Source organism: Paenibacillus agilis, from assembly GCF_007786455.1.
Lineage (GTDB): Bacteria > Bacillota > Bacilli > Paenibacillales > Paenibacillaceae > Paenibacillus_B > Paenibacillus_B agilis.
In genome coordinates, this window is record NZ_VNJK01000001.1 from 61292 (window position 1) to 83193 (window position 21902).

Genomic DNA, 21902 nt, shown 5'->3' on the forward strand with positions numbered 1-21902 from the left:
AGGAGGAATTATAATGACAATCGAAACGATGGACGAACTAAGAGCGAAAGTAATCGAAATTTTGAAGGATAACGTGGATGATCCACAAATGCTTGAGAGCATTGATCCAGATGATGATCTATCTTCCCTTGGCATTAACTCCATGACTTTTATTAAGCTGGTTATCGCGACAGAGATGGAATTCGGGGTGGCATGGAACGACGAGGATCTCGACTTCCGTAACTTCAGCACGATTAACCAAATTATGAATTATATCAGCTTGAACCAGGGCCAGGAATAAGACAAAGGATGAGGGGGGATTGTCATGTTAACAAAAGCAGGGAAACTTGGAGGCACAGCTCTAATCGAGCATGTCCAAAACTTAAAACCAGAAATTAAGCAGCTTACGCTATACCCATCAGAGTTATGCAATTATCGCTGCAACTTCTGCCATATTTGGGGGGATACAGGATGGGCGCTTAAAGAGCCGCAGCGTGCGATTCGCGAGCAGTTGGATATTGAGGTATTGAAGAAGTTTCTAGATGAAGTCACGGCTGTGAACAAAAATCTTGGAGTTCTTATTACTGGCGGCGAACCTATGTTGTACAAGCATTTTACAGAATTAGTGGAGCATCTTCGGAAGCGAAAAGCGAATATTTTCTTGTTAACGAACGGATCATTAATTAAAAACCGTATTGAGTTCATCATGGAAAATATCGTGGGAATGAACATTTCCATCGATGGACCCGAAGAGTTCCATGATGCGATTCGAGGTAAAGGAAGTTATCAAAAGATATGTGAGAACATTGAAGCACTTATTGCGGAGAAACGCAGACGTAAGAAGAGGTTCCCATTTATCCATATTACGATGGTTCTTTCTCCATCGAATTATCTTAGCATCAAGCAATTTATGAGTGCGCTGCGCGAGCGATTTAGTGACGCCACAATAGAGCTGCACAATCCGCGTAACCCATTTGGGTCGCGTCGTGATTTGTCTGTCAACTTGGCACCGCTCTTGTTCACAACACCAGAACGAGGTCGTGCCTATGCGACGCAGATGAAGCACGATTTGGATTGCGATGTGTCGCCTGCATGGCAAGGATTTGTAGAAGAGTCGATACCGATGGATACGGTATTGTTGAAAAAGGAGTTAGAAGAGTTGTGGGCTTCAGAAGGTATCGACTCCTCTGATTACGTTGATATTCATGACTATTATTCAGATATTGATAATGTGTTCGGTCGTACGAAATGTGTGGCACCGTGGCATGAACTGGTTATACGCCGTACAGGCGATGTGTACCCATGTGTGGATCTGCCGGACTATAAGTATGGCAACATTTACGAGAATAGCTTTGCCGAAATGTGGGAAGGGGAGCGTGCGACCCGATTCCGCGATTATCTCCAAACGACCAATCTCATGATGTGCAATCGCTGCACAAGGTTGTTCGCTGATCCTCAATCTTTTTAATAGACAGAGCTCCTACCTAAATAAATGGAGGTCAACCGCATGATAGATATGTTAGAAGTAGACACAGCAATTATTGATAATTCCAAGAAGGTTGTAATACTTCCATTTGAGAAACCTAAAGTATATGGATTTTTAGGTCATGCCTATGTGTTAGGCGTTTTGCAACCATATGAATATGCACAGCCTTGGATTCATAGTAGCTATATTCAATTATTTTTTTCGAAGCACTACTTGAACGACCTTGGGGAGTATCGGTTGGATTTCTATCCAGACTTAATGATTGCTTATCGAAATTTGCCGTGGTTGGAGTACAAGCATAGCGACAAGAAGATATTGAAGCAGCTCGGAGTAGATATTCATAAGTACTTGATTACACAATTAGAGCGTGAAATGTATGTCATTACGTATGTGGATGAGTACTACATTGGCAACACTGGCTGCTACCAGCAGTATCACTTTATCCATGATATTTTCATCTATGGGTATGACTTGGAGCGGCAAATCTATCATGTTGCGATCTTTGATAAAAATCGCCAGTTCTCTATGCAGGAAGTTAGCTTTGAACAATTTGAACAAGCGTACTCCGCGGATTCTGGTGTTCACTCTCTGATCAATTCCTTCAAAAGATTGGAGCCTGCCGATTATGAGGGTAGTAAATTTGGAGCAGGATTGGCGAGATTTGAATTTGACTTGCAGCTTATTATTGATACGCTGCAAGACTACTTGGAGGGGAAAAATTCTACGGAGCGACTTAAGATTCAGCAGCATCCATTAGAAGGAACTTTCGGTATGGATGTTTACCCTCTACTGCAAGAATTCACGACTAACATGATTGACGGCATTAAATACTTTGATGTGCGGCCGTTTCATATTTTGTGGGAACATAAGATGATGATGATCGCAAGAATTAAATATTTGCAGCAGTTAGGCCATTTGAGTGTGGACACACCTCTATTGGCGGAGTTTGAGTGGTTGGAGAAACGTGCATATGCGCAGCGTAACAAAGTAATCAAAGGTCAAATGATTGATGATAGAAAGATACTGCAATCCATTAATGAATCTTTGCAAGGTATGCAGGATGCAGAAAAGTTAGCAATCACACAACTGATTGAAGAGCTCCAGAAAAATAACTCGTAGCCAAAAGGAGGTGCACGGTGGACGTATCGATCATTATTCCTGTATACAATAAGATGGAGCAGTTGGAGCGCAGTTTATATTTTATAGCACATCAGACGGTGTCTGACGCCACTGTAGAGGTGATCGTCGTTGATGATGGATCAACTCAGCCGATTCAAACGATTGTCGATTCTTTTGCAGAACGTATTGCGAATCTCAAGTATTTGCATATCGCTCGTGATAAACACTCCGGACGTGCTCGTACTCGCAATATCGGGATTAAGGAGAGTAAGGGGAACATATTGGTCTTCCTTGACTGTGGGATAGTGATACCTGATTTCTTCTTAGAACGTGTCATCAATCGGATAGGCGTCAGCACTAATATGGCTCTGTATCATTATATTATGGGCGCACTAACAGATCCGGAGCAGGAGGATCTGTCTGCGATCGAAGGTATTGATCCCACTAATCTTGCGGACGTGTGTGAGCAGCTAAAGTATCACCCTGGCTGGGAAGATATGCGAACCTCTCATTTTGAACTGGTCGAACATGATCTTAACCGAATGGATGTGCCTTGGACGATGGGCTGGGGCGGAGCAGTCAGTGCTTCGCGTGACGTCGTGCTTCTATCAGGGGGATTCGATGAGACGCTCAAAGGATGGGGGGCGGAAGATACGGACTTTGCGTATATGCTGCACAAACATGGTGCGGTTATGTATGCTACGGCCGATATTAGCGCACTGCATTTACCGCATCCATCTGATGATAAGATTGATCTGAAGATCAAATCCAGCTTCCTCAATCGTAAAAAGATGCATCTCAAGCAGCGAACTTTCGATACGGAGCTGTATCCGTATTCGGCGGATATGCACTACGATCAGATTATCGCCAAGTTTAATCGGCTGTTAATCCATTATTATGTGCCTGCGTATAGTGGTCAGCTTATTGAGCTTCTGAACACAGATTATTTACAGGGGGCCGAACGCACGGCAGTACTTGGCGCAGACAGCCATGCGGTGCTCTCTTCCTTACAGGTCTCCCATGTATTTTTACAAAATAAACATCTGATCAACCGCTATCAACAGACGTGGCCTGACAAAGAGATCGTCTATTTACTAGGGGTAGACACGCATTATTCATCTAAGCACTTTGATGTCATCATCGTAACTGATTATTTCAGAATGTTTAACGAACCGTTAATCAGTCTGATGCTCAAGGAATTATATCGCATTGCGAAAAGAGTTGTATTTTTGTACAACGATACTTATGTGTCTTATCTCGCTACAACAGCCGGATGGATGTGGCATAGCAGACAAGAGCTTGAACAGCTGTTCAGCCGGAATCAACTCGTCTCTCATACGGAGCAGCAAGTTGGTGATTGTAAAATATTTGAGCTGGATAAAGCAAATGTGGCTGCTCGCGTGTAGCTGATACAAGGAGGAACTCCGTCCCTTAGTGGGATGGAGTTTTTCTGCTTTTCTGTGTCGGGATTCATGAATAAGGGGATAGGAATAAACAGGAGTTTGCCGATTGTGTTTATCAATTGACGCAGATAATTCCGTAAAATCAACAAAGTGCTCCACAATGAGCCGATGGGACTGTCAATCTCAGGATCTAGCTGAATATACATTTACGGTTTCGCTTCATAGTCATAACGTTCAACAAAATCGCGAAAAGTCTGTGCAGCGAGTGACAAGTACTGATTTTCATTCCAGGCCACATGAGGAGTCCATTGGCAAATCGGTTCCTCAATATGAAGGAGAGTAAGCGACGGTAATTCCTTTTTGGCGGCGATAGGTAAAAAAGCAACTCCAAGGCCAGCGCGTACCAAGCCACTGATCGCAGCAGGTTCGTCACCTTCACAGATGATATTGGGTATAAAACCAGCCTTTCGACAGAAATCATCCGTAATTTTGCGGAAACTGTATCCTGGTTTTAGCGAAATAAACGGATCATTTGCTACTTCGCTGAGGTGGATACGTTGGCGGTCTTTGAGACGATGTGTACTTGGCACAGCTAGTACGATTTCTTCAGTCATTAATGCTAAATTACCGATTCCTTGTCGATCAATAAATGAAGAGGTGAGACAAAAGTCGATTTCCCCTTTTTCGAGTAATTCAACTTTCATTTCCTCTGTGGATGCTTGGGTTATGCGAAAGTTGATATGAGGATATTCGGCTAGAAAAGGTGTTATTAATTCAGCTATGCGATTCAAGGTCGTAGTGGCTAACAAAACACTCCCGCGTTCCAATCCAGCCAAGTCTGCAACTTCTCGCTTTCCTACTTCTAACGCCCCAAGAGCGGTATCCACCTTCTTGAGAAAAGCTTTTCCTAAGAAATTCAGGCGGATTTGACGTCCAACCCGATCAAATAAGGGAACTCCTAATTCTTCCTCCAGTCGAGCGATGGTAACACTTAAGGCAGGCTGGGATACATGGAGTTCCTTTGCTGCTTTTGTCATATGTTCCGTACGAGCGACGGTCTGAAAGTACTTGAGTTGAAGTAATTCCATGTACGTTTCCACCTTTTATTAATATATCTAGAGTTATTAATTTATATGTAATCTTATATTTTTATTTATTAATAATCAATTTTATACTGTAAGTGAACAAAACATACATTTCATTTGATTAAGAAAGAAAAATAAAAACCGAGGTGAATGTTAAATAGACACAACGTATTTAGGCTGAAAGGAGCTAAGTCTCGCTTATTTGTCTCATCTTCAAAAACAATATGTACGCAACGTTACTTCGAGAATCTTGATATTCTTGTAAAGAACTCTATCTTTACGTGAAGAAGATCTTTATCAAAAAAATTGTTCATGCAACTATATATGTAGGAAAAGGGTTATGGGAACCTGGAAGAACGCGAGATTGCAGAAGCTGCTCGTCGTTATTTTCAGATCAAGGTTTGATAAAAGAGTTTAGGGAGGATTATTTTTATGACCTTAGATCCACAAGCTAAATTGTATCTTACAAGAGTGAATAATGTTACTTCCCTTCGTGGAGAGCATGGGGAAGCAAAATCTGTATCGAGAGTAGAAGACTTTCAAATCCCTGTAAAGAATGGTGAAATCACGGTTCGAGTCTATACTCCAAATGAAAGAGGTTCATTACCTGTTTTTGTTTATTTGCATGGTGGTGGATGGGTGGCAGGAGACATTAATGAAGTGGATACTTTATGCCGAAACATAGCAAATGAAGCTGAGTGCATCGTTGTTTCGGTAGGGTATCGCAAAGCTTTTACACATAAATTCCCGGTTCCTCTAGAGGATTGTTATGAAGCTACCAAATGGGTAGCTGAAAATTGTTCTATGCTGAATGGAGATAAAACAAAAATAGCAATTGGTGGGGACAGCGCAGGTGGAAATCTTGCTGCTGGAGTTGCCACTATGGCACAAAAGTTCAACAATCTCTCATTAGTTGCTCAAGTATTAATTTATCCAAACCTCGATCTTACTTTGACTTTCAACAAGGCACAGTCATACCGTGAAAATGCCGAAGGTTATTTGCTTACGACGCAGGCAGTTTTCTGGGCAGCTCAAAACTATTTAGGTAACGACATTAACAGGTACAATGTATTTGCTTCAGCTTTATTGAATAATGACTTAGAGAATTTACCACCGACACTTATAATTACAGCAGAATACGATCCTTTAAGAGATGATGGTGCGACATATGCCAAGCGTTTAGAGGAAGCTGGGATTCCCGTAGAATACAAGTGCTATGAAGGAATGATTCATGGTTTCTTTTGGTTGGGAGGGATTATGGATAAAGCAGTCCAAGCACGTTCTCAAGTTTCGAATTATTTAAAGGACGTATTTGCAAAAAAAAATAATGAACGATGACCCTCAAGTTGGACATTTTTAAAAAGTGACCATCTTGCGGGTCATTTTTGATGATGCTACTTCAAATTCCATAACAACGGGAGATAGCCAATTGTGGTTATGCAGACTGCTTCATTTGTATCAGTATCCTCGTCGTATCAGATTCGCACTGTCTAATTGCCTTTGAAGCTGCAGATATTAATCAGTTTTCTAAAGAAATTGTGCAGGCTGGGAAAGTCCCGTTGATTTTTCCTTACTTGAGAGAATGATCAAATTTAATATTTTGGATAAGGACGAATCGAATCGATAAATTGATATTGTAATAGGTACAAGCTATTTGAAAGGATCAAAGGACCTGGAATATGATATCCAGGTCCTTTTTGTGTACAATCATGTAAAATATGCACGTTGCAACTGAATAACCCTAATCGTTACATGCAGCAGGAACATTGCGGGTATGACAATGGACTCCGCCGCCCAATAAATTGAGTGCTATCGTATCAAGAAGCACGACTTCTCTATCCTGAAATAAGCTCTTGAGCACACGCTCAGCTTCCTCGTCTTTCTCTTTCATACGCTGCGGCAATCCTTCCTTCCAATATTTTTGCCCGATTACGATACCGTTCAAAATTAAAAAGTTGCAATAGCTTAATGCAGGCAGCATCGTCATCTCTCCAGTCGGAAATGGGGAGCCGTCAAACATGCTAGTTAAACCAAGCATCTCTTTAAAAGAGTGCCACGTTTGGTATAACGCTTCTTCTTGCTTTACCTGCACATATATCGGATCGGGCATTGGAATGCGAACGATGCGGAACGGTTCCCCATCAGTATGAAGGCAATTTTTCAGGACATCGTACGCTTGGTCCAGCCTCTCTTTGTTGATGGCGGCAAGCTTATGTTCGGCAGCTTCTTCGGCAGTTACTTCCGCGAGCACAATTGTCCGCTCATCGACGAAGCGGCACATTTCATCGATATGACCGTTGGCTGATGCTGAGCGATATGCAAGTGCAGCATTATCGGGCCCTGGCACAGGACCACTCATAATATGCTCGTCATCAAAAGTCGCGCGTGGCAGCCAGATGACTTGTTTTAAGTTGAATATACGTTTGAATTCGGCCTCCACCTCTTCACGAGTCATGCCCTGATTTCGATCGTTAACCTCAGTGGCTTCAATGGTCATCATAACACCTTGTCCATTAAATTCGCGGTCTCCACCCTCGCCAAACAAACGGGTAAATACCGTGTCTTCAATGCCTAGCAATTTAGCATGCTCGCGATCGAAAGCTTCCATCAATCTGACAAACCGGATATCTTTGTTCAGCATTCCATACATATCAAAATCAAAATCGACGAGCTTGCGACAGCCAGTATCATCGATCATGATCTCTGCGCCAAAATCGCGCGGGAATACAATAAAGCCATCGATGTTTGAAAATTGGATGCGGCTCGTATCAACGTGCTGCTGTTCTAATTTCTCTTTGGCGCGCTGTGTAACTTGCTCATTTGATGTGTTCACGATGACTAAATCAACATGGTCGAGCATAGCTTTCACGATTTCTACACTTACTGCGTCTACGTCATAGCCTTCGCAAGGGCTTTCAACATCAGACCAGCAGAGCATGACACTGTCTTGCCATTCGAACTCCCCAGGCACCCTAAAGCGAAGCGTATCCACCATCGGTTTGTTGCTCATGTTGATCATCGTCATTGCACATCCATCCTCTCGATTTCATCAATTTAAAAACGAAATTCGGTTATTGCGATCTGATCATACAGGTTGAATTAGCTATGTTCAAGTTGGAATAGGCATTCAAACATTAATCCAAACACCTCTTGACTTCACATATAATTGGATCTATAGTTAACTACATAACTAACTAACTATAAGACTAACATTCAAGTGAGGAACGAAAGGAGGCTGACTATGCGTTCGTCATTAGATGAGAATAAACCGATTTTTCAGCAGATTAGGGAAATGATTGAGGATGACATTGTGAACGGGAACTTGAAAGAGGAGGATCAGGCACCATCCACCAATCAACTTGTTGCTTATTACAAGATAAATCCAGCAACTGTATTAAAGGGATTTAATCAGCTAGTAGATGCAGGGATCCTTTATAAGAAGAGAGGTGTCGGCATGTTTGTTGCTGCGGGAGCATATCAGATGCTACGGGAACAAAGAAAGCAAGCATTTCAAGAACAGTATGTATGGAGTATGATGCACGAGGCAGAAAAGCTCGGTATTTCAGTAGAGGAAATAAAAAACATGATCGATTCTATGAAAGAAAGGCAGGGATAACGAATGCCACATAAAATTAAAGCTGACAAAGTGTCACTTCAATTTCAAAATAAGCAAGTTTTAACTAACATCTCCTTCGAATTAGAAGGTGAAAAAATTTACGGTTTACTCGGACGGAATGGTGCGGGAAAAACATCTTTGCTGTCTGTTTTAGCAGCTTTTGTGAAGCCGACAAGTGGCAGTATTGCGGTTGATGGAGAACATGTTTTTGAAAATGCAAATGTGATGGAGCAAATTGTTTTTATTAGAGATGTAAAAATGGATGATGAGAATGGTAAGGCGAAAAAATATATGAAGGATCTATCCATTTTCCGTCCGAATTTTGATATGGACTATGCGGAAAGACTCATTCAACGCTTTAAGCTTCCAACAGATACGGAAGTGTCTAAATTATCGCGAGGCATGCAGTCAGCCCTTCATGCCATTATTGGATTAGCGAGTCGCTGTCCGATTACGATTTTCGATGAAGCTTATCTTGGGATGGATGCTCCGGCTAGAGAAATTTTTTATGAGGAAGTATTGAATGATTTTATGGAGCACCCGAGGACGATCATTCTTTCTACTCATTTAATTTCTGAGATGGAGTCCATGTTTGAAGAAGTGCTGATTATCGATCAAGGACAGATGATTATGCATGAAGATGCGGAGACTTTACGTGATAGCGGTGTATCTGTAACAGGGGCAGTAGAGCAGGTCGATCTTTTTGTAAATGGGAAGCATATTTTGAAGGAGCAGGTGCTTGGAGGTACTAAGCTGGCCATGATTTATGGTCAATTGTCAGAACAGGAAATAGAAGAAGCTAAAGCTTTGAAGTTGACCTTAGGACCGATTACGCTTCAAGAATTGTTTATTCATTTGACGAAGGAGGATAAACAATGAGGAAAAATAAGACTACCGTTGTTGGCTTATCGATGTTTCAAACGATAGGGTCTTGGATGATGTGGTATACAGGTATTCTCGTAGTTTTGCATATAGCAAGTACAGCAACAAGTTATACAGGTATAGAGTTGAATTTGTCGCAGTCTGCACTGATAAATGGAGAAGCGGGCTGGTCTATTTTAAATACTGCTTTAACCACCTCCAAAGGTTTTTTCTTAGTCTGTGGTTTGCTCTCCATGGGAGCGGTTATTAAATATTATGTATCTAATGGGGTAACAAGACTCGATTACTTTAAGGGTATAATACAATCTATTTTTTATTTGTCATTGAGCTTTACTGCAGTCGCAGCTTTATTATTCGGACTCGAAGTTTTAATTATTAATATGATGGGAATTGAAACAAACATACATGTACCCCTTGTATTTTATTTGAAAATTGTATTAGATGTCATTTTGTTTTATTTAGTTGGTTGGTTTATAGCAGCTGGATTTTATCGTTTACATGTTTGGTTTGGATTCGTATGTATAGCCATTGCAGTATTGCTTGCCTTCGTACAGAGTGGAATATGGGGGGAGAGCGTACCGATTCCACTGTTTAAACTTATGAATATTTACGAAGTTTCAATATGGATTGCTATTTTAATTAGTTTGTTAATGATTGTTGGTGTAAGTGTTGTTATACGGTTATTAACGAAAGAAGTACGTATTAAAGATTAAACTATATAAAATGCAAGAGAAAACAAAAACGGCTTACACCATCCTTAAGGACGATGTAAGCCGTTTTTACTTGCGTAGGTTTATTGCATTTCTTTTGTTGGCCCCATAACACCAGGTACAGGTAAACCTGCTTGACGGAGTAGTACTGTCATTTGCCCACGATGATGGGTTTGATGATCAATTAGAATTCGCAGCAACTTACCTCTTGCAATTGGACCCATAAATCCATTTACTTCTTCGGTTAGTTTTTCATCCGTTAATGTTAACGCTTCGTTTTTGTAAGCTTCAATGACTTCCTCGTATTTTTCTACGATAGCTGTCATTGAACTCGGCATCGATGTACCTGGAGCTGCAGCAGGAATTTGCAAGCCTGCAAGTTGCCCGAAAAATCCACCAGTACCGACCAAATGCCAAGCAAGCCATCCTAAGGAATTATGTCCTTCAACAATGGAATAATCCATTTTATCATCTGTAATTGCCTTCATGACGGAAAGAGTTCCGGCAGAAGAAGCAATCCAATCCTCAATAAAATCTTCTGATTTACGATACATAAGCAAATACCTCCAATAGTTAAAGCCTACATTCTATTTTAGTAAATTGGACGTTAAGTATCAAATAGCATATGTATTGATAAGTAACCGTTTCGAGTTGATTCACTACCTTAATCTGAAGTTATATTACAATTTTTGTATGAGTGAACATGGTATACTCAATTGGGAATTTACTCTTTGTACGAAAAATACTAATCATATAGGAGGGAGCACAATGTCTTTATCCGTAATTTTTGATATGGATGGTACCTTATTTCAAACTGATAAAATTTTAGAGATTTCTCTTCGTGACACATTTGATCATTTACGATCATTACAGTTATGGGGGGATGAAACTGAAACTCCGATAGAAAAGTACCGTGCCATTATGGGCGTTCCTTTACCAGTAGTGTGGGAAACTTTGCTGCCTGAGCATGATGATGAAATCAGACAACAAGCCAATGTATGGTTCCGTGAGAAATTGATTGCCCATATTAATTGTGGAAACGGCGCTCTGTATCCTTATGTAGAGGAAGTTTTACAATACTTTAAAGAGAGAAATTATTCGATATACATAGCAAGTAATGGAGAAATTGAATATTTAAATGCGATAGTAAATTACTATATGTTAGACAAATGGGTTACAGAAACATGTAGTATACAGTATATAAAGTCGCAAAATAAAACGGATTTGGTACGCTCTATTTTGGAAAAGTATAAAATTAAGGACGCTATTGTAGTAGGAGATCGACTATCCGATATTAAGGCAGCGAAAGAGAATGGCTTGATAGCAATAGGATGTAATTTTGATTTTGCCCAAGAAGATGAGCTGTCTCAAGCAGACATCGTTATTAATCGTTTGGATGAGCTAAAAACGATATCGTTAGGGAGTGCTAGACGTTGATATATAGGAGCAGTAAAAAGAACGGCAGCTAGCCGCTCTTTAAGTTGAAGCTTATAATTTAATTTCCCCATCAATGACTGTTAAGAACCGATTATGCCACATCGCCTCATGATGATTAATAATGTCACTAGCCTGTAGAACCGCTCCATTGATTGTACTATGTGTCCCTTTATAGAGTAGATTATGTTGATAGCCTAAACTGAGTGCAGCTCTAATCGTTGTATCGAGACAAAATTCTGTTTGTGCACCTGCAAAAATAAGCTGCTCGATTTCATTGGATTTTAAGTAGTCTAACAGTTCCGTTTGATAGAACGAATCGAATATTGACTTTTGAATCACTTTATCGGTAGGTGAGACGAGTAAGTTCTTATGAAGCTTCCAATCTTCGTTCCCCTCAGACATAAGGTGCTGCTTGTCTTGACTCGTATGCTGAATGAAGATAACAGGAATTTGTTTGTCGTGAGCCTGAGTAATCAGCTCGTTTATGTTTTCAACGACTTGTTCAATATTATGTAATAAATATTTTTGAGGATAGTTAAAGAAGATCTCTTGCATATCAATGACAACGAGTGCCTGTTTCATCAAGTAACACTTCCTTTCGTTTCTTTTTCATTGTAGCAAGGGTTAAAATTATTTTCCAATGAAGGATAATTTTTCTGTGAAGATCAAGCATAATATCGTCATTTGTTACTCTTCTATTGCTAGTTTAATGGTAATGGGGATAGCTTAATTTTTGAAAATAAGAAGTACCACTCGATGTTTGTCCACGTCCTGTTTTGAAGATTTACATATAATAAATTGTTCAACAGGTTAAAGGAGAGTGGCATCATGAGTCTTTATTTTCGTAACAGCACGAATTCTGCCGTGCGTTTAGTAATATTTTACACAGATATTAATAAATGTGGAATACCGATAGTAGGGGCTAGAGGTATATTATCTGGTTGGTATCGTTTAGAGCCTGGTCAAACAAGAGAAATTGTTAGAGGTTCTATCGGAGGTAGAACAATAAATTATTATGCCGAAAATATAGCAAGAACTCGTGTATGGTCAGGAAATTTCCTCGGACTTGTACCTAATTATACATTCAGTGGTTGCTGGGGTTGGTCTTTTCCAGATAGAGATTTATGCGAAAATTGTAGAAGAGTCAGATTTAGAACGCTAGATATTCAGCCAGGTCTAGTGAACTATACTGTCAATTTTATTACCAGCAGCTCACAGAGACAAACAAATTTGAAAGATGTTGTGGCAGCATTACCTTCAAAAAAAGTAAAAGCTAAATAAGTAGTAAGTAACAACATATCAATAAAGGTAGACAAGAAGCCGAGCGTGTTCAGATATTTATCTGAACACGCTCGGTTTTTACATACAATCGCAAATGATTAGCTGTCATCATTTCGTCACTGAAAAAGGTTCTCATTTTAGAATGATTATAAAAAAGCTTGACAGTTTATAGTTCATAGTAAATAATAATCATTATAAAGAGCGATGCGGAATGAACAGCACACACTGCTCAGGCATTCTGAATTAGCTTTTTAAACAACTTAGAAACCATCTAGTAAAGGAGATTTTATATATGTCACTTATCGGTACAGAGGTACAACCATTCCAAGCAACTGCATTTCAAAACGGGAAATTCCTAGATGTAACAGAACAAAACTTCAAAGGTCAATGGAGCGTCGTTTGCTTCTATCCAGCAGACTTCACATTCGTGTGTCCAACAGAGCTTGAAGATTTGCAAAATCAATACGCAGAGTTGAAACAACTTGGCGTTGAAGTATATTCCGTATCTACAGATACTCATTTCACGCATAAAGCATGGCATGCAAGCTCGCCTGCAATCGGTAAAGTAGAGTACATCATGATCGGCGATCCATCTCATGTTATCTCCCGTAACTTCGATGTATTGGTAGAGTCCGAAGGTCTTGCTGATCGCGGTACGTTCATCATCGACCCAGACGGAGTTATCCAAACGGTTGAAATTACAGCTGGCGGTATCGGTCGTGATGCAAGTGCGCTAATTAGCAAAATTAAAGCAGCACAATATGTTCGCAACAATCCAGGTGAAGTTTGCCCAGCGAAATGGCAAGAAGGCGGCGAAACATTGAAGCCAAACCTTGACCTTGTAGGAAAAATCTAAACATTCATTAATAAAATCGCCGAAGTCGTCGGCATTGATATAAAAGCGTTTGTTCAGCACCATGACTAGACCATGCGAAGCAGCGTCATTATCGAACATTTTAAGGAGGATTATCAAATGGCATTGGATCAGGATATCAAACAACAATTAGAGCAATATCTTCAACTATTGGAAGGCAACATCGTCATTAAAGTGAGCGCAGGTGATGATGCTGCATCTACAGAGATGATGTCTCTTGTAGATGAGCTTGCTAGCATGTCTGCTATGATTTCGGTAGAAAAAGCAGACTTGGATAGAACACCAAGCTTCAGCGTAAACCGTGTTGGCGAAGACACAGGTGTTGTGTTCGCAGGTACACCGCTTGGACATGAATTCACTTCCCTTGTACTTGCATTGCTTCAAGTAAGCGGCAGAGCTCCTAAAGTGGATCAAAGTGTAATCGATCAAATTAAGAGCATTAAAGGCGAATACACATTTGAGTCCTATATCAGCTTGAGCTGCCATAACTGTCCGGATGTGGTGCAAGCATTGAACTTGATGAGTATTTTCAATCCTGGTATTTCCCATACGATGATTGATGGTGCTGTATTCAAAGACGAGGTAGAAAGCAAAAACGTAATGGCTGTGCCAAGCGTATACCTCAACGGTGAGTTCTTCGAAAGCGGTCGTACAACAATTGAAGATATTCTTGCTAAATTGGGTACTGGTCCTGATGCGTCTGAGCTTGATAACAAAGCTCCTTATGATGTACTTGTTGTCGGTGGCGGTCCATCCGGTGCAAGTGCGGCGATTTACGCGGCTCGTAAAGGAATTCGTACAGGTATCGTTGCAGAGCGTTTCGGCGGTCAAGTAAATGATACTATGGGCATCGAGAACTTCATCAGCGTGAAGTATACAGAAGGTCCTAAACTTGTTGCTAGCATCGAAGAGCAAGTAAAAGAGTACGGTATTGATGTGATGAAAACACAGCGTGCGAAGCGTCTAGATAAAAACGAGTTCATCGAGATTGAGCTTGAAAATGGTGCAGTATTGAAGAGTAAGACGGTTATCATTTCTACTGGTGCACGTTGGAGAAATATGGGTGTTCCAGGTGAAGCGGAATTCAAAAACAAAGGCGTAGCTTACTGCCCGCATTGTGACGGTCCTTTGTTCACAGGCAAAGATGTTGCAGTTGTAGGCGGCGGTAACTCCGGTATTGAGGCAGCGATTGATCTTGCTGGTATCGTTAAGCATGTAACGGTTCTTGAGTTCTCTCCTGAACTTAAAGCAGATTCTGTATTGCAAGACCGTCTTTACAGCTTGCCGAACGTTACGGTTCTGAAAAATGTGCAAACGAAAGAATTGACTGGTACGGACAAGCTTGAAGGCCTTACGTACATCGATCGTGCAACAGGCGAAGAGAAGCATGTCGAGCTGCAAGGTGTATTCGTACAAATCGGTCTTGTACCGAACACGGACTGGTTGGCTGATACGGTTGAACGCAATCGTATGGGTGAAATTATCGTTGATAGCCATGGCGCAACAAGTATCCCAGGTGTATTTGCTGCTGGTGACTGTACAAATAGTGCGTACAAGCAAATCATCATTTCGATGGGATCTGGTGCAACGGCAGCTTTAGGTGCATTCGATTATCTTATCCGTAACTAATGTATTTCGTGTAGAAAAATAATTTGCAGCCTATCTAAGACAACTTACTGCTAATAGAGTAGCCCTCACTTCTTTGAAGTGGGGGCTATTTTTATATGTAATGCAGTAAATAAATAGAAGGAAATTACTCTCTCTCGTCGAACAAATGGTGTATCCTCTATTGAATCTTAATTTAAGGAGAGAGCAAATGAATCAAGAAGTGATCGATTTTATCGCTGCAATAAAAGAGCCATGGCAGGTGGAACTATCTGCGAACTTGCGTGAAGTTGTCCATCAGGCTATACCGGAAGTAACGGAACGGATTCAGTATAAGAAACCACATTTTTTGAAAAATGGAAAATACGCCGCGGCTATCTCTACATCGAAAGATGCTGTTAGCTTCACTATTTTTAATGCTACAGGCTTGGAGCTTCCAGAAGGCATGTTTGATGGTCCACCTGAAAGGAAAACGTTGAAACTTCGCAAAGGCAATGCCTATGATTCCGAGCAGTTAACTTTATGGCTAAAGCAAGCTTCGAGCTCGCTTTAGTAGAGTGAATAAAGAGTGATGCGAGAACGTCAAGCATTGCTCTTTTTTTTGTATATAAGCAGTTCGGTGTGAAGCCAATCGAACGATCTGTTACAATCTACTAGTATTTGATAACGAGGAGGATTAACATTATGCCAACAACTTTTTAATGGATTAAATCGAATATTCAATCATTTAACGATTATAAGGATGCAAAGCATAGTGTTATCCATCACTTTATGCGGTGAATCCTTGTGGATTGCTGCATGTTTCTGTGATGATCCTGTTTGAAATTAGCTGCTTTGTATACCTTCTATATAGTAGGAGGATGACAATGAGTCATTTACAAAATAGAAGCAATAGTAAATTAACGATAGCGTGCAAAGATATCATTTTACGGGAGTATCAAATTGAGGATGTAGATGCGCTGCACAAGCTTACTTGGCAGCCACACTTTCATGAATTTTTGACGGGATGGAATGTACCCAAGGAGCAGCGGGAAGAGTGGTTTGCGAATTATGAAATACCAGAAAACGAGCGTTTCCTTGAGGCGATTGCGAGAACAGGAAATCCTGAGCAGTATCGGCTGCGACTAGGGGTTATACTGAAGGAAACCGGGGAATTTATCGGTATTTGTGGGACAGGTATTAAGGATGAACTATCACAGCCGAATCGAGAAGTTTTTTATGGAATCTCCGAACAATATCAGAATAAAGGATATACGACGCAGGCAGTGCGAGGGTTGATAACGTATTTATTCGAAAATACACAAGTCGAACAGCTTATCGCTATCGCGCACATCCGCAACGTCTCGTCCAACAAAGTGATCCAGAAGTGTGGTTTTCAATTTCAGCGTGATGTGATAATTGAAAGTGAGGAGCATCATTACTACAAGCTTCAAAGGGAATAGTAATGTAGAAGGTTAGGGAGTGCCGTAGGGCATCCTTTTAAAAAAATGGAATTTAACTAACATATATCTGGCATAGCGGAGGTCTAATATGAGTCAATACTCAATAACGACATTAACGATGAAGCGAAGTTTCGATGTGCCCCCTGCGAAAGTGTTTGGGGCATGGGTGAACGCTGAGCAGATGAGAAAATGGCTTTTTACACTGGAAGGAACAAATAAGGTAGCACGCAACAACCCTGAAGTAGGTGGGGAGTGGGAAATTGTTGACCATCGAGGCGGTGTAGATTATCGAGCGATTGGTACGTACCGTGAAATAGATACCCCACACAAGCTGGTGTTTACTTTTAAAATGCCGCAGTTTAGTGAAGATGAAGATACGATTGTCGTAGAGCTAACGGAAACACAGCAAGGCTGCGACATGACGTTTACCCAACATATTAATGTTCGCTATGAACCGAATTGGACAGAGGCAGATATTCAAAAAGCGGTGACGGAATATCATGATGGCAGCGAGCATGGATGGAATTTAATGTTCATGGGACTGAAACAATTAGTGGAAACGGGCAGGATCAGCTATACAGGCTAAGATTATAGATACGGAAGAAGGAGCGATTGTTGCTCCTTCTTTTTTTGTGTGCTGCAAATAAATGAGTACAGAATGTTAATGTGGGGCTGCATATACAAACTATTTATTCTCATCAAACACTTTCGATTGAAGAATCGTTATCGCGTGATGAATGCCCTTCAACTCTTCAGTTGATAAGTCTTGGATTCGTTCGAAAAATCTCGCTCCAATTTGATCAAATGCCTTATTCATCATGGCCTGCCCGGATTCAGACAGTCGAATCAATTGTTTGCGTCTATCATCCGGTACCTCAAATTTCTCACACAGTTGTTTCTCCGTTAATTTTCTAAGTTCACGGCTCGTGTTAGGCATTGAAATATGTTTACATTCGCTAATTTGGCTTAACGTCACAGGTTGGCTGACCGCAATATACTCCAAAATACTATATTGAAGAGGAGTAATGTCCTCTGGCTTAACATCTTTCGTTAATTCAAAGGTTACTTCGTGTACGGAAGTCGTAAAGGCCACAAATTGTTGAAACAGAGCTTCTTTGTCCATTACAGATCACCTCTTCTGACATGATATCAAATTGATTATCTTATTATAATTATCAATTGACAACTAAAACAACGATGTGTTATCTTTTGGTTATCAAATGATAAGTAATGGGAGGGCGAAGCAATGAACATATTGGTTGTATATACACACCCGAATCATAAGAGTCTTAGTTATGCCTTTTTACAAAAAGTCATTCAAGGAATCAGTGAAAATACGCATAAGCCCAATATGCAGGTGCTTGATTTGTATGAAGAGCAGTTTGATCCTTTACTAGTGTTCAATGAAACAAAGCGAAGAAGAGATATGCATAAAGACCCTGAGCTAGCCAAATATCGGGAACAACTGATGTGGGCGGACAAACTTGTCTTTGTATACCCGATCTGGTGGGGGCGGCCGCCAGCGATGCTGTTAGGTTACATCGATCAAATGTTTTCTTCTAATTTTGCCTATCGAGATACAGGAGGTCTGCTGCCTGAAGGACTGCTAAAAGGGAAGTCGGCCGTCTGTATTTCTATGATGAAGGGACCTACTTTTTATCCGTTATTTTGGTTGGGGAATGCTCATAAAATTTTGATGAGAAAGGCGTTGCTTCAATACGTCGGTATTAAAAAAGTGAAGTTTTTTGAATTTGGCAATATGGAAAGTCCGAAAGGGAAGCAGGAGAAAAAATTAAATAAAGTATTTCAATATTTTAAAACGTTGGCTTATTAACGAGGGAAAATAGAACGCGGAAAATAATTAAGGACTGCCATAATGAAATGCTAATGGCAGTCTTTTTATGCGCTATTAATAAGGGGATGTCCCCTTATTAATAATAAAACACTTGAAAAATGAATGACAGTCAGTCATAATGAGGGAGTAGTGAAATTTTTGAGTATTCAAGAATCAAAAGGGTAAGTGAAGGATGTGTAAGGCAACGGGAACCCATTTTGAAAAGACTTTTGATTATTTATCAAGAAAATGGGTGCAGAGGTGCACTCTTTTTTTCACCAATAATGAATGATAGTCATTCATTTTAAAAGGAGATGATTAATTATGAATAAGGGTTGGATTTATGTAGGGTTAACTTGTTTGTTTGAATTGTTATGGGTGTATGGATTCAACGTGGCATCAACCGTTTGGCACTGGGCTATCGTTATCATCATTATTATTACGGACTTTTATTTATTATCCAAGGCGTGTGAAACGTTGCCAACCGGTACCGTTTATGCGGTGTTCGCGGCAGCAGGTACAGTGGGGACAGCCCTAATGGACATTTATATTTTCGGTGGGGAATTCAGCGTTGCAAAAGGTATATTTATGGGACTTCTCGTCGTTGGTGTCATTGCATTAAAACTTGCTGACAATAAAAGCGATGAAGCACAAGTGAAAGGAGCTGCTTAATAATGGGTTGGTTATTCGTATTGTTGGCATCCATATTTGAACTTATCGGTGTCATAGGCTTGAAAAAGTTTAGTGAGCGAAAATCCTTGGTTAATACCCTTTTATTCTTTGGTGGGTTTGGTACCTCATTTGTGTTCCTTTACTCCGCTCTTAACTATTTACAGTTGAGTGTAGCTTACGCGGTTTGGATTGGTGTAGGGACAGCTGGCGCGGTACTGGTCAATATGCTCTTTTTCAATGAATCGAAGAGTATAGGACGCATTATTAGTCTCATCATCATTGTCGTTGGTGTGACTGGACTAAAAGCGGTCTCTTAATGAACACTGAGCAAGAAATAGATAAACGTCTAGCTAGTGGAACAAAAACGAAGACATAAGCTTCCTGTGAAAAGTAGTGAAGCTTATGTCTTTAGTTAATTTGGCTGTAGGTTAGCTCACATATACGTTTCGCAATTAGCGATCGGCCTGTTAAGCTCGATTGTTATTCATCCAGCTCAGCGCGTAATCTACCATACTCCTCATCGGTATCAAGTAGCTGGTGGCTTGCCCAACTTTTCCATCTACTACGTAGTTTGTTTCTTTCTTAAAATCATCGAATAGGTTACCGAAATCATCGGAGTCGTTATTAATATCCTGATAAGTTGTCCATTTCTCTTCACCGTTAACAGATATCTTTACATCCCATATTATTTCTTTTCTAAATGTGTTCTGCTGCTTGTATTCTGCTAAGTGTAAGGAAGAATTGGAGTTGGTAGGAGCACCGAGCAATAAAATATAACCATCCAGCTCATAAATTTTTCCCAAGGGCGATTGTTCACTTAAGGCGTAATTCAATTGATGATTGTCCGTAATATACGCTGCATACTTGCCCCAAGCTGCAAAGGATACATGTGAATGAGCGCTTCGCTGTACTCCATTTTGCTTCCGGAAGGTCTCCGGTATAAAACCCATGTACGAGGTAGGGGTTAAATCTGGATGGAAAATAGGCATACCATCCCGGATGATTCGTAATTCTTCTTCGGTATATCCACTTCCATATACAGTAGGATCACAAAGCTGCTCGGTTTGGGTCGGCATCACAAGACTACCAGAATCACCAATAGCTTCTTCTAAGGCGAGAATAACGGATACGGCTCCGCCTACGACTCGCCCAATTGACTTCAAGGAAGAATGGACAATCACCGTCATACCTTCAGTAACACCTAACTTTTTTAAGTCTGATTGTATTCTATCTTTTGTAATCAATTGTTCTTGTGTCATGAAGTATCCTCTCCCCAAGCTGCGTTTTAACTCATGTTTTTAGCTTTATAAACTGGAAAATAGTTGATGGAAATAATATAACACATGTAACATAGTGATTTTTATTGATATGAAAATTTTTATATTTACAAATAAAAACGTACGTTCTATTATTGGTGAGGTATTAGTTAAATGTTACCATCCAAGGGGGCTGATCCAATGCCATTCACTAGAGAAATTTCTAATCAGTTCGATCCGGTAATTGAGCATGTACATCAAACCTATCTTGCTAATCATTGCTCTGGCGCTGCTGTTATGGTGATTCATCAGGACAATGTTGTTGCAGAAACGTATTGGGGACACCAGTCTAATGTTGAAGATGCAAGGACGATACAGGAGGATACACAATTTCATGTTGCTTCTGTTCGAAAAACGTATATTGGATTTGCGGCTGCTTATGCCGTGTATCATGGATACATATCATCCCTAGATGATCTGGTGACTCATTATATTTCTGACTTAGATGATGATGTCTTTAAGGAGACTACGATTAGACATTTAGTAACGCATACTCATGGGCTGACAGATGATGGTCTTGGTCGGGATTTCGAGTCAGGTACAAGCTGGTCATATCGCATAATCGGCATTGAGTTATTGTGCAGAATTATATATGAGAAGACAGGACTTACAGTTGCCCAAATATTAGCGAAGGAAGTATTTGAGCCGCTCGGCTTTAAAGAAACGGGATGGTACGCAGCACCGCAGGACAACTTTGTTGAAGTAATGAGAGATCCGAATAATCCGCATTGGAACACGTTCGATACGACGGATGGCGATAAAATGAATATGTATGTTTCGGCACGAGAGCTGGCCTATTGGGGTTACTTGCATCTGAAACAAGGAAATGCGTGTGGAAGACAAGTCGTTCCTCAAGGAATTATCGAGCTGGCAACGACACTTCAAAGTCCTACATTTAACGATAAGGATTTGCCGCAAAATGGCTTCCTATGGTTCGTGAAGGATCTTCCAGCGAAACGTAGTGAAATCGGAGATTTAGTTCCAAAAGGCTCTTATCAAATATTAGGTTACTCTAATGTTGCCTTACTCGTAATTCCCGAATATGACACAGTAGTCGTTCGTATGTTCAATAGTTGGGGATCGGCTCCAGGATACGAGTATTTGCCCGATATTAAAGGATTTGGCGACTGTGTGATGGACTGTTTGAAATAAGGAGATAAT

24 protein-coding genes and 1 pseudogene are annotated in these 21902 nt (G+C 40.5%); 19 read left to right on the plus strand and 6 right to left on the minus strand.

Translation table 11 applies throughout. The features are described from left to right. The first annotated feature begins 13 nt into the window (after positions 1 to 13). The 4 genes from FPZ44_RS00265 to FPZ44_RS00280 are packed head-to-tail and all read left to right on the plus strand — an operon-like array spanning position 14 to position 3990. Complete coding sequence (locus FPZ44_RS00265; protein ID WP_144986305.1) at positions 14 to 280, plus strand: acyl carrier protein; 267 nt, start codon at positions 14 to 16, stop codon at positions 278 to 280. 24 nt (positions 281 to 304) lie between these two features. Beyond that, entirely contained in the window at positions 305 to 1447 is a 1143-nt protein-coding gene (locus FPZ44_RS00270) for a radical SAM/SPASM domain-containing protein (RefSeq protein WP_144986307.1), read from the plus strand. A gap of 39 nt (positions 1448 to 1486) precedes the next feature. After that, on the plus strand, positions 1487 to 2584 hold the full coding sequence (locus tag FPZ44_RS00275; RefSeq protein WP_144986309.1) for a cysteine peptidase family C39 domain-containing protein: 1098 nt from the start codon (positions 1487 to 1489) through the stop codon (positions 2582 to 2584). A gap of 17 nt (positions 2585 to 2601) precedes the next feature. Continuing rightward, the gene (locus tag FPZ44_RS00280) at positions 2602 to 3990 is read left to right on the plus strand and encodes a glycosyltransferase family 2 protein (protein WP_144986311.1); all 1389 of its coding nucleotides are present in this window, start codon (positions 2602 to 2604) and stop codon (positions 3988 to 3990) included. A gap of 203 nt (positions 3991 to 4193) precedes the next feature. On the opposite strand, the gene FPZ44_RS00285 is transcribed toward FPZ44_RS00280, so the two are convergent. Continuing rightward, complete coding sequence (locus FPZ44_RS00285) at positions 4194 to 5075, minus strand: LysR family transcriptional regulator (RefSeq protein WP_144986313.1); 882 nt, start codon at positions 5073 to 5075, stop codon at positions 4194 to 4196. A gap of 429 nt (positions 5076 to 5504) precedes the next feature. Between FPZ44_RS00285 and FPZ44_RS00290 the strand changes: the two genes are divergently transcribed. Continuing rightward, positions 5505 to 6410 (plus strand): alpha/beta hydrolase, encoded by a 906-nt coding sequence (locus tag FPZ44_RS00290; RefSeq protein WP_144986315.1) that lies wholly within the window; start codon positions 5505 to 5507, stop codon positions 6408 to 6410. 403 nt (positions 6411 to 6813) lie between these two features. Here the strand turns inward: FPZ44_RS00290 and FPZ44_RS00300 are convergent, their stop codons facing one another. Then, positions 6814 to 8097 carry an agmatine deiminase family protein gene (locus tag FPZ44_RS00300; protein ID WP_261378154.1) on the minus strand — a complete coding sequence of 428 codons (1284 nt, stop codon included), beginning with the start codon at positions 8095 to 8097 and terminating at the stop codon, positions 6814 to 6816. A gap of 216 nt (positions 8098 to 8313) precedes the next feature. Between FPZ44_RS00300 and FPZ44_RS00305 the strand changes: the two genes are divergently transcribed. The 3 genes from FPZ44_RS00305 to FPZ44_RS00315 are packed head-to-tail and all read left to right on the plus strand — an operon-like array spanning position 8314 to position 10283. After that, complete coding sequence (locus tag FPZ44_RS00305) at positions 8314 to 8688, plus strand: GntR family transcriptional regulator (protein ID WP_144986317.1); 375 nt, start codon at positions 8314 to 8316, stop codon at positions 8686 to 8688. A gap of 3 nt (positions 8689 to 8691) precedes the next feature. Further along, positions 8692 to 9567: an ATP-binding cassette domain-containing protein gene (locus FPZ44_RS00310; RefSeq protein WP_144986319.1), complete on the plus strand. Its 876-nt coding sequence runs from the start codon at positions 8692 to 8694 to the stop codon at positions 9565 to 9567. Then, the gene (locus FPZ44_RS00315; RefSeq protein WP_144986321.1) at positions 9564 to 10283 is read left to right on the plus strand and encodes a hypothetical protein; all 720 of its coding nucleotides are present in this window, start codon (positions 9564 to 9566) and stop codon (positions 10281 to 10283) included. The genes FPZ44_RS00310 and FPZ44_RS00315 overlap by 4 nt, the downstream gene beginning before the upstream one ends. Positions 10284 to 10363: 80 nt before the next feature. On the opposite strand, the gene FPZ44_RS00320 is transcribed toward FPZ44_RS00315, so the two are convergent. Further along, positions 10364 to 10834: a DinB family protein gene (locus FPZ44_RS00320; protein WP_144986324.1), complete on the minus strand. Its 471-nt coding sequence runs from the start codon at positions 10832 to 10834 to the stop codon at positions 10364 to 10366. Positions 10835 to 11057: 223 nt separating this feature from the next. Here FPZ44_RS00320 and FPZ44_RS00325 point away from each other — a divergent pair. After that, positions 11058 to 11717, plus strand: a pseudogene (locus FPZ44_RS00325) (HAD-IA family hydrolase); the annotation flags it as partial. 51 nt (positions 11718 to 11768) lie between these two features. On the opposite strand, the gene FPZ44_RS00330 reads toward FPZ44_RS00325, so the two are convergent. After that, a complete protein-coding gene (locus FPZ44_RS00330) occupies positions 11769 to 12299 on the minus strand; it encodes an isochorismatase family protein (protein WP_144991606.1) in 531 nt (176 codons plus the stop codon). 246 nt (positions 12300 to 12545) lie between these two features. Here FPZ44_RS00330 and FPZ44_RS00335 point away from each other — a divergent pair, with 246 nt between their 5' ends. The 6 genes from FPZ44_RS00335 to FPZ44_RS00360 all read left to right on the plus strand — a co-directional run bounded on the left by FPZ44_RS00335 (position 12546) and on the right by FPZ44_RS00360 (position 17505). Then, positions 12546 to 12998, plus strand: a complete 453-nt coding sequence (locus tag FPZ44_RS00335; protein WP_144986328.1) for a DUF1036 domain-containing protein — start codon at positions 12546 to 12548, stop codon at positions 12996 to 12998. A 292-nt stretch (positions 12999 to 13290) separates the two neighbouring features. Then, positions 13291 to 13854, plus strand: coding sequence for an alkyl hydroperoxide reductase subunit C (gene ahpC, locus FPZ44_RS00340; protein ID WP_144986330.1), 564 nt, complete (start codon positions 13291 to 13293; stop codon positions 13852 to 13854). A gap of 117 nt (positions 13855 to 13971) precedes the next feature. Beyond that, a complete protein-coding gene (gene ahpF, locus FPZ44_RS00345; protein ID WP_144986332.1) occupies positions 13972 to 15501 on the plus strand; it encodes an alkyl hydroperoxide reductase subunit F in 1530 nt (509 codons plus the stop codon). Between the two features lie 187 nt (positions 15502 to 15688). Beyond that, complete coding sequence (locus FPZ44_RS00350) at positions 15689 to 16030, plus strand: DUF1801 domain-containing protein (RefSeq protein ID WP_144986334.1); 342 nt, start codon at positions 15689 to 15691, stop codon at positions 16028 to 16030. A gap of 313 nt (positions 16031 to 16343) precedes the next feature. After that, positions 16344 to 16919: a GNAT family N-acetyltransferase gene (locus FPZ44_RS00355; protein ID WP_144986336.1), complete on the plus strand. Its 576-nt coding sequence runs from the start codon at positions 16344 to 16346 to the stop codon at positions 16917 to 16919. 88 nt (positions 16920 to 17007) lie between these two features. Next, positions 17008 to 17505 (plus strand): SRPBCC family protein, encoded by a 498-nt coding sequence (locus FPZ44_RS00360; protein ID WP_144986338.1) that lies wholly within the window; start codon positions 17008 to 17010, stop codon positions 17503 to 17505. Positions 17506 to 17604: 99 nt separating this feature from the next. Here FPZ44_RS00360 and FPZ44_RS00365 read toward each other — a convergent pair whose 3' ends face one another. Beyond that, on the minus strand, positions 17605 to 18042 hold the full coding sequence (locus FPZ44_RS00365) for a MarR family winged helix-turn-helix transcriptional regulator (RefSeq protein WP_144986340.1): 438 nt from the start codon (positions 18040 to 18042) through the stop codon (positions 17605 to 17607). Positions 18043 to 18165: 123 nt separating this feature from the next. Here FPZ44_RS00365 and FPZ44_RS00370 point away from each other — a divergent pair, with 123 nt between their 5' ends. From FPZ44_RS00370 to FPZ44_RS00380, 3 genes are all read left to right on the plus strand, one after another. After that, positions 18166 to 18753, plus strand: a complete 588-nt coding sequence (locus FPZ44_RS00370; protein WP_144986342.1) for an NAD(P)H-dependent oxidoreductase — start codon at positions 18166 to 18168, stop codon at positions 18751 to 18753. A 321-nt stretch (positions 18754 to 19074) separates the two neighbouring features. Next, positions 19075 to 19425, plus strand: a complete 351-nt coding sequence (locus FPZ44_RS00375) for a DMT family transporter (protein WP_186786080.1) — start codon at positions 19075 to 19077, stop codon at positions 19423 to 19425. A gap of 2 nt (positions 19426 to 19427) precedes the next feature. Then, the gene (locus FPZ44_RS00380) at positions 19428 to 19742 is read left to right on the plus strand and encodes a DMT family transporter (protein WP_144986346.1); all 315 of its coding nucleotides are present in this window, start codon (positions 19428 to 19430) and stop codon (positions 19740 to 19742) included. A 150-nt stretch (positions 19743 to 19892) separates the two neighbouring features. Here the strand turns inward: FPZ44_RS00380 and FPZ44_RS00385 are convergent, their stop codons facing one another. Beyond that, on the minus strand, positions 19893 to 20684 hold the full coding sequence (locus FPZ44_RS00385) for an AAC(3) family N-acetyltransferase (RefSeq protein ID WP_144986348.1): 792 nt from the start codon (positions 20682 to 20684) through the stop codon (positions 19893 to 19895). A 198-nt stretch (positions 20685 to 20882) separates the two neighbouring features. Between FPZ44_RS00385 and FPZ44_RS00390 the strand changes: the two genes are divergently transcribed. After that, positions 20883 to 21893, plus strand: a complete 1011-nt coding sequence (locus tag FPZ44_RS00390) for a serine hydrolase domain-containing protein (RefSeq protein ID WP_144986350.1) — start codon at positions 20883 to 20885, stop codon at positions 21891 to 21893. Positions 21894 to 21902 lie beyond the last annotated feature (9 nt).

What these genes read in the sequence shown, in the direction of transcription:
- FPZ44_RS00265 (WP_144986305.1), top strand. Translation starts at nt 14, where the DNA reads ATGACAATCGAAACGATGGACGAACTAAGAGCGAAAGTAATCGAAATT.
- FPZ44_RS00270 (WP_144986307.1), top strand. Translation starts at nt 305, where the DNA reads ATGTTAACAAAAGCAGGGAAACTTGGAGGCACAGCTCTAATCGAGCAT.
- FPZ44_RS00275 (WP_144986309.1), top strand. Translation starts at nt 1,487, where the DNA reads ATGATAGATATGTTAGAAGTAGACACAGCAATTATTGATAATTCCAAG.
- FPZ44_RS00285 (WP_144986313.1), bottom strand. Translation starts at nt 5,075, where the DNA reads ATGGAATTACTTCAACTCAAGTACTTTCAGACCGTCGCTCGTACGGAA.
- FPZ44_RS00290 (WP_144986315.1), top strand. Translation starts at nt 5,505, where the DNA reads ATGACCTTAGATCCACAAGCTAAATTGTATCTTACAAGAGTGAATAAT.
- FPZ44_RS00300 (WP_261378154.1), bottom strand. Translation starts at nt 8,097, where the DNA reads ATGACGATGATCAACATGAGCAACAAACCGATGGTGGATACGCTTCGC.
- FPZ44_RS00305 (WP_144986317.1), top strand. Translation starts at nt 8,314, where the DNA reads ATGCGTTCGTCATTAGATGAGAATAAACCGATTTTTCAGCAGATTAGG.
- FPZ44_RS00310 (WP_144986319.1), top strand. Translation starts at nt 8,692, where the DNA reads ATGCCACATAAAATTAAAGCTGACAAAGTGTCACTTCAATTTCAAAAT.
- FPZ44_RS00315 (WP_144986321.1), top strand. Translation starts at nt 9,564, where the DNA reads ATGAGGAAAAATAAGACTACCGTTGTTGGCTTATCGATGTTTCAAACG.
- FPZ44_RS00320 (WP_144986324.1), bottom strand. Translation starts at nt 10,834, where the DNA reads ATGTATCGTAAATCAGAAGATTTTATTGAGGATTGGATTGCTTCTTCT.
- FPZ44_RS00330 (WP_144991606.1), bottom strand. Translation starts at nt 12,299, where the DNA reads ATGAAACAGGCACTCGTTGTCATTGATATGCAAGAGATCTTCTTTAAC.
- FPZ44_RS00335 (WP_144986328.1), top strand. Translation starts at nt 12,546, where the DNA reads ATGAGTCTTTATTTTCGTAACAGCACGAATTCTGCCGTGCGTTTAGTA.
- ahpC (WP_144986330.1), top strand. Translation starts at nt 13,291, where the DNA reads ATGTCACTTATCGGTACAGAGGTACAACCATTCCAAGCAACTGCATTT.
- ahpF (WP_144986332.1), top strand. Translation starts at nt 13,972, where the DNA reads ATGGCATTGGATCAGGATATCAAACAACAATTAGAGCAATATCTTCAA.
- FPZ44_RS00350 (WP_144986334.1), top strand. Translation starts at nt 15,689, where the DNA reads ATGAATCAAGAAGTGATCGATTTTATCGCTGCAATAAAAGAGCCATGG.
- FPZ44_RS00355 (WP_144986336.1), top strand. Translation starts at nt 16,344, where the DNA reads ATGAGTCATTTACAAAATAGAAGCAATAGTAAATTAACGATAGCGTGC.
- FPZ44_RS00360 (WP_144986338.1), top strand. Translation starts at nt 17,008, where the DNA reads ATGAGTCAATACTCAATAACGACATTAACGATGAAGCGAAGTTTCGAT.
- FPZ44_RS00365 (WP_144986340.1), bottom strand. Translation starts at nt 18,042, where the DNA reads ATGGACAAAGAAGCTCTGTTTCAACAATTTGTGGCCTTTACGACTTCC.
- FPZ44_RS00370 (WP_144986342.1), top strand. Translation starts at nt 18,166, where the DNA reads ATGAACATATTGGTTGTATATACACACCCGAATCATAAGAGTCTTAGT.
- FPZ44_RS00380 (WP_144986346.1), top strand. Translation starts at nt 19,428, where the DNA reads ATGGGTTGGTTATTCGTATTGTTGGCATCCATATTTGAACTTATCGGT.
- FPZ44_RS00385 (WP_144986348.1), bottom strand. Translation starts at nt 20,684, where the DNA reads ATGACACAAGAACAATTGATTACAAAAGATAGAATACAATCAGACTTA.
- FPZ44_RS00390 (WP_144986350.1), top strand. Translation starts at nt 20,883, where the DNA reads ATGCCATTCACTAGAGAAATTTCTAATCAGTTCGATCCGGTAATTGAG.